The sequence below is a fragment of the Mesorhizobium sp. M7A.F.Ca.US.002.01.1.1 genome (assembly GCF_004022955.1).
Classification (GTDB): Bacteria; Pseudomonadota; Alphaproteobacteria; order Rhizobiales; family Rhizobiaceae; genus Mesorhizobium; species Mesorhizobium ciceri.
This window is the reverse complement of the sequence record NZ_RZQE01000247.1, coordinates 1-8,514: the sequence shown is the minus strand read 5'-3', so window position 1 is coordinate 8,514 and position 8,514 is coordinate 1. Positions and strand designations below refer to the sequence as shown.

Here is an 8,514-nt window from a genome sequence, read left to right as displayed (position 1 = left end):
GGCTGCAGACAGGCCCGCAAAGCTGGGACATCCTGGCCGACACCGACAAGGGCGCCATGGTGCTGTCGGGCGGCGGCTCGAAGCTCGCCATCGACGGCAAGGTCATTCACGAAGAGCCGGAAGCGGAATATCCGATGCTCTACAAGCGCTTCGCCGAGATCGTGCGCGCCGGCGTTTCCGATGTCGATCTGGCCCCGCTCCAGCACGTCGCTGACGCCTTCATGCTCGGCAAGCGCAACGTAGTCGAGGCGTTTTTCGATTGAGCTCTGGAACCGCACTCGCTGATCGCGCGGCGGTCGCAGGTTGGGAATAGTCGCGCGACAGGATTGTCGCGCGACTGAGAACCAGCGGATCGCCAGGCTCAATTCCTGGTCCTGCAACCGGCACGCTTGACCATGTCGGCAATGATCAGTGGCGTCGCCGGTGTCTGAGACCAGTTACCCTGACGAGGGGCGCCCGCTTCAAGGGCGGCGCGCACCGCTCGTGTATCCAGGCTGAAAGAACTCTTGCAGGAAACGAGGCCGCCATTGCCGATCGTGTCGGCGATCACGCCGGCGGCTTCGCCAACCCCGGCGACATAGGCGACCAGCGTTTGCCTGGCGACCGGGCTCGTGTCGGCCTTGTCGAGCATTTCCATCACCTGCCCCACCAATATCCGGCCTGTCGCTGTCGACGGGAGGGCGATGGCAGCAAAAGGCGTTATGGACGCGGCGACAATCGCGATGGCTGCCACGGCAATCCGGCGTTTGAACGAAGGCATAGGTTTCTCCTGTGATGAGGAATTGACAAGAATCATCATTGCGCATAAATAGATTATTGTAAAACGATAATTCATTGCGATGGAGTGATAACGGCGATGATTGAACCTGTCATCACGGCTGTCCCTGCCGATCCTGCCCGCCAGCTTAGATTGAGACGCATCCGACTTTTCAGCCTAGTGCTGGCGAGGTGTTTTGTCGTCCTCGCCATATTGCTGACCATCGGTCTGCTGTTCTACTGGCTCAGCGTCTCCGCCAGTTCGATCGCGGCCGATGCGCAAATCCCACAGGAATGGCTGAGCGAGCTTGGCCTCGGTCGAAGACTGGTCGGGTTCGCGATCTCGTTCGTGCCGCTTGCCTGCCTCGTCTTCGCGCTCATGGCCGCAAGGCGCTGCTTCGGCGCTTTCGCGTCCGGCAACTTCTTCGGTCAGGGCGCCATCAGCAATTTGCGATACTTTGGCCTCGGCCTGCTGGCATCCGCCTTGCTGAAACCGGTTTCGGCGGCGGCATTGTCCGTTCTGCTCAGCTGGGACGCGCCTGCCGGCCAGCACCGGCTGACGCTCGGTCTCGACAGCGACACGATGCTGACCTTGCTGGCAGCTTGCATCGTTGCTGTCATCACCTGGGTCATGGCCGAGGCATCGGCACTCGCCGAAGAAAACGCGCAATTCATCTGATGAGGATCAGCTCATGCCCATAAGGGTCAGGCTCAATGTCGTCCTCGCCGAACGAAACGTGAAGTCAAAGGACCTGGCCGAATATGTCGGCATCACCGAGGCCAATCTTTCTCTTTTGAAGCAGGGAAAGGTCAAGGGTATCCGGTTCGACACGCTGGAGCGCATCTGCGACTATCTCGACTGTCAGCCGGGCGATCTGCTTCGCTTCGAGAGGGTGTCCGAATAGCACAAAAAAATAGGCCGCCGGGTTGCCCCGACGGCCTTATTGCCTGAGATCGTTGCCGTCCGCGCTTACTGCGCGGCGGTGGTCATGTCGGCCAGCATCGGCTCGGCGACTTCCGCACCCGAGGCCTTGCGGCGCTCGTCGATGATCAGTTCGTCGCGCGAGGTGGCGATGCGCCGGATCTGGCTCATCGTGCCGCCGGTACCGGCCGGGATCAACCGGCCGACGATGACGTTTTCCTTCAAGCCCTGCAGCATGTCGGTCTTGCCGGCAACGGCAGCTTCCGTCAGCACTCGCGTCGTCTCCTGGAAGGAGGCGGCCGAGATGAAGGACGGCGTCTGCAGCGATGCCTTGGTGATGCCGAGCAGCACCGGCAGGCCTTCGGCTGGCTTCTTGCCGTCCTCGACCAGACGCTCGTTGACCTCTTCCAGTTCGATCACGTCGACATGATCGCCCGGGATGTAGGTCGAGTCGCCCTGCACCGTGATCTCGACCTTCTGCAGCATCTGGCGAACGATCACCTCGATGTGCTTGTCGTTGATCGACACGCCCTGCAGACGGTAGACTTCCTGGATCTCGTTGACGAGGTAGGAAGCAAGTGCCTCCACGCCCTTGATCGCCAGGATGTCGTGCGGCGCCGGGTTGCCGTCGAGGATGTAGTCGCCCTTCTCGATGACATCGCCGTCCTGGAGATGGAACGGCTTGCCCTTCGGGATCAGGTATTCGACCGGCTCAAGCGTCGAGTCATGCGGCTCGATGATGATGCGACGCTTGTTCTTGTAGTCGCGGCCGAAGCGGATCGTGCCGTCGATCTCGGCGATGATGGCGTGATCCTTCGGACGACGTGCCTCGAACAGTTCGGCAACACGCGGCAGACCGCCGGTGATGTCCTTGGTCTTGGCGCTTTCCATCGGAATACGCGCCAAAACGTCGCCGGGGCGAACCTGCGAACCCGGCTCGACCGAAAGAATGGCCTCGACCGAGAGCAGGAAGCGGGCGTCGCCGCCCTTGGACAGCTTGCCGACCTTGCCCTTGGCGTCCTGGATCGCAATCGCCGGCTTCAGGTCGTTGCCACGTGGCGTCGAGCGCCAGTCGATGACCTCACGCTTGGTGATGCCGGTCGACTCGTCGGCCGTTTCCTGAACGGAAATGCCGTCGACCAGATCCTCGTACGACACCCTGCCCTCGATTTCGGTGAGGACCGGACGCGTGTAGGGATCCCACTCGGCGATACGCTGGCCGCGCTTCACCTTGTCACCATCGTCCACGAAGATGCGCGAACCATAGGTGAGACGGTGCGAGGCGCGCTCCTTGCCGGCTTCGTCGAGGATCAGCACCGCCATGTTGCGGCCCATGACCATCTGCTGGCCGTCGGAGTTGCGCACCACGTTGCGGTTGCGGATCTCGACCTTGCCCTCATACGAGGCTTCAAGGAACGAGCTGTCCACCACCTGCGCGGTACCGCCCATGTGGAAGGTACGCATGGTGAGCTGGGTGCCCGGCTCGCCGATCGACTGCGCCGCGATGACGCCGACGGCTTCGCCCTGGTTGACCGGGGTGCCGCGGGCCAGATCGCGCCCATAGCAGACCGCGCAGACGCCAACCCTGACTTCGCAAGTCAGTGCCGAGCGGATGCGGACCGACTGGACGCCGGCCTTTTCGATCTGTTCCACGTCACGCTCGTCCATCAGCGTTCCGGCCTTGACCAGGATCTCGCCCGACACCGGATGGGTGATGTCGTCGAGCGACGTACGGCCCAGCACGCGCTGGCCGACCGAAGCAACGACCTGACCGGCATCGACGATCGGCTGCATGGTGAGGCCCTTGTCGGTGCCGCAGTCGACGGAGTTGACGATGCAGTCCTGCGCCACGTCGACCAGACGACGGGTGAGGTAACCCGAGTTCGCCGTCTTCAAGGCGGTGTCGGCCAGACCCTTGCGGGCGCCGTGGGTCGAGTTGAAGTACTCGAGCACGGTCAGGCCTTCCTTGAAGTTCGAGATGATCGGCGTCTCGATGATTTCACCCGACGGCTTGGCCATAAGGCCGCGCATGCCGGCAAGCTGGCGCATCTGGGTGGGCGAGCCACGCGCACCGGAGTGCGACATCATGTAGATCGAGTTCATCGGCTTCTGACGGCCATTGTCCTCGAACTCGACCGCCTTGATGCGGGCCATCATCTCGTCGGCGACCTTTTCCGAGCACTTGGCCCAGGCGTCGACGACCTTGTTGTACTTCTCGCCCTGCGTGATCAGACCGTCATTGTACTGCTGCTCGTATTCCTTGGCCAAAGCCTCGGTGTCGGAGACCAGCTTGATCTTGGCATCCGGGATCAGCATGTCGTCCTTGCCGAACGAAATGCCGGCACGGCAGGCATGGCTGAAGCCGAGCGCCATGATGCGATCGCAGAAAATGACCGTCTCCTTCTGACCGCAATGGCGGTAGACGGTGTCGATCATCTTGGAGATGTTCTTCTTGGTCATCTCCTGGTTGGCGGTCTCGTAAGGCACGTTGACGTTCTTCGGCAGAAGCTCGCCGATGATCATGCGGCCAGGCGTGGTGTCATGGATCTTTGACACGACCTTGCCTTCGGCGTCGACCGTGCGGAAACGACCCTTGATCTTGGAGTGCAGCGTCACCGCCTTGGTCTCGAGCGCGTGCTGGAGTTCGCCCATGTCGGCAAACACCATGCCCTCGCCCGGCTCGTTCTGGTTGACGATCGAGAGATAGTAGAGACCCAGAACCATGTCCTGCGACGGTACAATGATCGGCGCGCCGGAAGCCGGGTGCAGGATGTTGTTGGTCGACATCATCAGCACGCGGGCTTCAAGCTGCGCTTCCAGCGACAACGGCACGTGAACGGCCATCTGGTCGCCGTCGAAGTCGGCGTTGAAGGCCGTGCAGACCAGCGGGTGCAGCTGGATCGCCTTGCCTTCGATCAGGATCGGCTCGAACGCCTGGATGCCGAGACGGTGCAGCGTCGGCGCACGGTTCAGCAGCACCGGATGCTCGCGGATGACCTCGTCGAGGATATCCCAGACTTCCGGACGCTCCTTTTCGACCAGCTTCTTCGCCTGCTTGACGGTCGAGGAGTAACCCTTGGCGTCGAGACGGGCGTAGATGAAGGGCTTGAACAGTTCGAGCGCCATCTTCTTGGGCAGGCCGCACTGGTGCAGCTTGAGCTCCGGACCGGTCACGATGACCGAGCGGCCGGAATAGTCGACGCGCTTGCCGAGCAGGTTCTGACGGAACCGGCCCTGCTTGCCCTTGAGCATGTCGGACAGCGACTTCAGCGGGCGCTTGTTGGCGCCGGTGATGACGCGGCCGCGGCGGCCGTTGTCGAACAGCGCATCGACGGCTTCCTGCAGCATGCGCTTTTCATTGCGCACGATGATGCCGGGGGCGCGCAGCTCGATCAGCCGCTTCAGGCGGTTGTTGCGGTTGATGACGCGGCGATAGAGATCGTTCAGATCCGACGTGGCGAAGCGGCCGCCGTCCAGCGGGACGAGCGGACGCAGGTCCGGCGGGATCACCGGAACCACCTTCATGATCATCCATTCCGGACGATTGCCGGATTCCATGAAGTTCTCGACGACCTTGAGCCGCTTCAGATACTTCTTCTGCTTCAGCTCGGAGGTGGTCGACGCCAGTTCCGAACGCAGGTCGCCGGCGATCTTCTCCAGGTCCATGCCGGCCAGGAGGTCATGAATGGCCTCGGCGCCGATCATGGCGGTGAACGAATCCTCGCCATACTCGTCGACGGCGATCATGTACTCTTCCTCGCTGAGCAGCTGGTGCTCCTTCAGCGCGGTGAGGCCAGGTTCGGTGACGATGTAGTTCTCGAAGTAGAGGACGCGCTCGATGTCCTTCAGGGTCATGTCGAGCAGCGTGCCGATGCGCGACGGCAGCGACTTCAGGAACCAGATATGGGCGACCGGTGCCGCCAGCTCGATATGGCCCATGCGCTCGCGGCGAACGCGCGACAGCGTGACTTCGACGCCGCACTTCTCGCAGATGACGCCCTTGTACTTCATGCGCTTGTACTTGCCGCACAGGCACTCATAGTCCTTGATCGGGCCAAAAATGCGCGCGCAGAACAGACCGTCACGCTCCGGCTTGAAGGTGCGGTAGTTGATGGTCTCCGGCTTCTTGATCTCGCCGAAAGACCAGGACAGAATCTTCTCAGGGCTGGCAAGCGATATCCGGATGGAATCGAACACCTGCGCAGGCGCCTGCGGATTGAAGAGATTCATGACCTCTTGGTTCATGCCGTTCTCCTTTTCGGGATCCTCGAAGATCCCTTGCATCTAGTCGCGAGCCAAACGCCCGCCGTCTTTGTCGGCCACTGGCCGTCGAATTCTTCCTGGTTGAGCATGATCCTGTCCGAAAACCGGTAGCCACTTTTCGGGATCATGCTCGAGGCGCGCCGCGGACAGCCGTGGCGCGCCATTGCCTTACTCGGCCGCGTCGGGCAGCCGGACAGGGTTGTCGTCGAGCTTGGTGTTCTCCAGCTCGACGTTGAGGCCGAGAGACCGCATTTCCTTGACGAGAACGTTGAAGCTCTCCGGGATGCCGGCCTCGAAGGTGTCGTCGCCACGCACGATCGCCTCGTAGACCTTGGTACGGCCGGCGACGTCGTCGGACTTCACCGTCAGCATTTCCTGCAGCGTGTAGGCGGCGCCGTACGCTTCCAGCGCCCAGACCTCCATCTCGCCGAAGCGCTGGCCACCGAACTGCGCCTTGCCGCCCAGCGGCTGCTGGGTGACGAGCGAGTACGGACCGATCGAACGCGCGTGGATCTTGTCGTCCACGAGATGGTGAAGCTTGAGCATGTAGATGTAGCCCATCGTCACCTTGCGATCGAACGGCTCGCCCGTGCGTCCGTCATAGAGCTGCGACTGACCGCTGCTGTGCAGGCCCGCCTGCTCCAGCATGATGTTGATGTCAGCCTCATGCGCGCCGTCGAACACCGGGGTCGCGATCGAGACGCCGCGGCGCATCTGCTCGCTGAGGCGAACGATGCTCTCGTCGTCATAGTCACGAACCGGCTCGTTGCGGTCGTTGGCCGGGATGAAGCTCTCGAGCGTCTTGCGCAGCGGCTTGATGTCGCCGGCCGCCTTGTACGTGTCGATCAGCTCGCCGATCTTCCTGCCCATGCCCGCACATGCCCAGCCCAGATGCGTTTCCAGGATCTGGCCGACATTCATGCGGCTCGGCACACCCAGCGGGTTGAGCACGATATCGGCATGCGTGCCGTCCTCGAGGAAAGGCATGTCCTCGACCGGAACGATCCGCGACACGACACCCTTGTTGCCGTGACGGCCGGCCATCTTGTCGCCGGGCTGCATCTTGCGCTTCACGGCCACGAAGACCTTGACCATCTTCATGACGCCCGGAGGCATTTCGTCGCCGCGCTGGACCTTCTCGACCTTGTCCATGAAACGCTGTTCAAGCGCCTTCTTGGAATCGTCATACTGGCCACGCAGCGCTTCCAGCTCGCTCTGGAGCTTTTCGTTCTCCACGGCAAACTGCCACCACTGCGAACGCGGATACTCGTCGAGCGTATCCTTGGACAGCGTCGAGCCCTTCTTGAAGCCCTTCGGTCCAGCGATCGCTTCCTTGCCGACGAGCACGTCGGAAAGACGCGCGTAGACGTTACGGTCCAAAATGGCCTGCTCGTCGTCGCGGTCCTTGGCGAGGCGTTCGATCTCCTCGCGCTCGATCGCCATGGCGCGCTCGTCCTTCTCCACACCGTGGCGATTGAAGACGCGCACCTCGACGACGGTGCCGAAGGTGCCAGGAGGCATGCGCATCGAGGTGTCGCGCACATCGGATGCCTTTTCGCCGAAGATGGCGCGCAGAAGCTTCTCTTCCGGCGTCATCGGGCTTTCGCCCTTCGGCGTGATCTTGCCGACCAGGATGTCGCCCGGCTGAACTTCCGCACCGATGTAGACGATGCCGGCTTCGTCGAGGTTCTTCAGCGCTTCTTCCGAGACGTTCGGGATATCGCGCGTGATTTCCTCCGGTCCAAGCTTGGTATCGCGCGCCATGACCTCGAACTCCTCGATGTGGATCGAGGTGAAGACGTCGTCGGCGACGATGCGTTCGGACAGGAGGATCGAGTCCTCGTAGTTGTAGCCGTTCCACGGCATGAACGCGACCAGCACGTTGCGGCCGAGCGCCAGATCGCCGAGCTCGGTCGACGGACCGTCGGCGATGATGTCGCCCTTGTTGACCCGGTCGCCCATGCGAACCAGCGGGCGCTGGTTGATGCAGGTGTTCTGGTTCGAACGCTGGAACTTCATCAACCGGTAGATGTCGACGCCGGACTTGCCCGGATCGAGATCTTCGGTGGCGCGGATAACGATACGCGTCGCGTCCACCTGGTCGACGATGCCGCCGCGGCGGGCGCCGATGGCGGCGCCCGAGTCACGGGCGACGATCGGCTCCATGCCGGTGCCGACGAACGGCGCCTCGGCGCGCACCAGCGGCACGGCCTGGCGCTGCATGTTCGAACCCATCAGAGCGCGGTTGGCGTCGTCGTTTTCCAGGAACGGGATCAGGGCCGCGGCCACCGACACCATCTGCTTGGGCGACACGTCCATCAGATCGACGTTTTCGCGCGGCGCCATCATCACTTCGCCGGCACTGCGGCAAATGACGAATTCGTCGACGAAACCACCGTTCTTGTCGAGCTCGGCGTTGGCCTGCGCAACATGGTGCTTGGCCTCTTCCATCGCCGAGAGATAGACGACGTCATTGGTCAGCTTGCCGTCGACGATCTTGCGGTACGGGCTCTCGATGAAGCCGTACTTGTTGACGCGTGCGAAGGTGGCCAGCGAGTTGATCAGACCGATAT

At 62.2% G+C, this 8,514-nt stretch carries 5 protein-coding genes and 1 pseudogene; 3 read left to right on the top strand and 3 right to left on the bottom strand.

Annotation, left to right across the window (positions count from 1 at the left end):
- A pseudogene (locus tag EN932_RS21905) lies at positions 1 to 263 on the top strand (gfo/Idh/MocA family oxidoreductase); the annotation flags it as partial.
- Positions 264 to 361: 98 nt separating this feature from the next.
- Here the strand turns inward: EN932_RS21905 and EN932_RS21900 are convergent.
- Positions 362 to 760 (bottom strand): chlorophyllide reductase, encoded by a 399-nt coding sequence (locus EN932_RS21900; RefSeq protein WP_127370399.1) that lies wholly within the window; start codon positions 758 to 760, stop codon positions 362 to 364.
- A 96-nt stretch (positions 761 to 856) separates the two neighbouring features.
- Between EN932_RS21900 and EN932_RS21895 the strand changes: the two genes are divergently transcribed.
- Together EN932_RS21895 and EN932_RS21890 are read left to right on the top strand one after the other, a co-directional pair.
- On the top strand, positions 857 to 1,435 hold the full coding sequence (locus tag EN932_RS21895; RefSeq protein WP_063168071.1) for a DUF2975 domain-containing protein: 579 nt from the start codon (positions 857 to 859) through the stop codon (positions 1,433 to 1,435).
- 13 nt (positions 1,436 to 1,448) lie between these two features.
- On the top strand, positions 1,449 to 1,661 hold the full coding sequence (locus tag EN932_RS21890) for a helix-turn-helix transcriptional regulator (protein WP_013531416.1): 213 nt from the start codon (positions 1,449 to 1,451) through the stop codon (positions 1,659 to 1,661).
- Positions 1,662 to 1,726: 65 nt separating this feature from the next.
- On the opposite strand, the gene rpoC is transcribed toward EN932_RS21890, so the two are convergent.
- Both rpoC and rpoB read right to left on the bottom strand, forming a co-directional pair.
- Positions 1,727 to 5,923, bottom strand: a complete 4,197-nt coding sequence (gene rpoC, locus EN932_RS21885) for a DNA-directed RNA polymerase subunit beta' (RefSeq protein ID WP_013531415.1) — start codon at positions 5,921 to 5,923, stop codon at positions 1,727 to 1,729.
- Positions 5,924 to 6,109: 186 nt separating this feature from the next.
- Positions 6,110 to 8,514: DNA-directed RNA polymerase subunit beta (gene rpoB / locus EN932_RS21880; protein ID WP_128369065.1), on the bottom strand; the 2,405-nt coding region annotated here is incomplete at its 5' end.

Coding starts and splice junctions, on each gene's coding strand:
- EN932_RS21900 (WP_127370399.1), bottom strand. CDS start 760: ATGCCTTCGTTCAAACGCCGGATTGCCGTGGCAGCCATCGCGATTGTC.
- EN932_RS21895 (WP_063168071.1), top strand. CDS start 857: ATGATTGAACCTGTCATCACGGCTGTCCCTGCCGATCCTGCCCGCCAG.
- EN932_RS21890 (WP_013531416.1), top strand. CDS start 1,449: ATGCCCATAAGGGTCAGGCTCAATGTCGTCCTCGCCGAACGAAACGTG.
- rpoC (WP_013531415.1), bottom strand. CDS start 5,923: ATGAACCAAGAGGTCATGAATCTCTTCAATCCGCAGGCGCCTGCGCAG.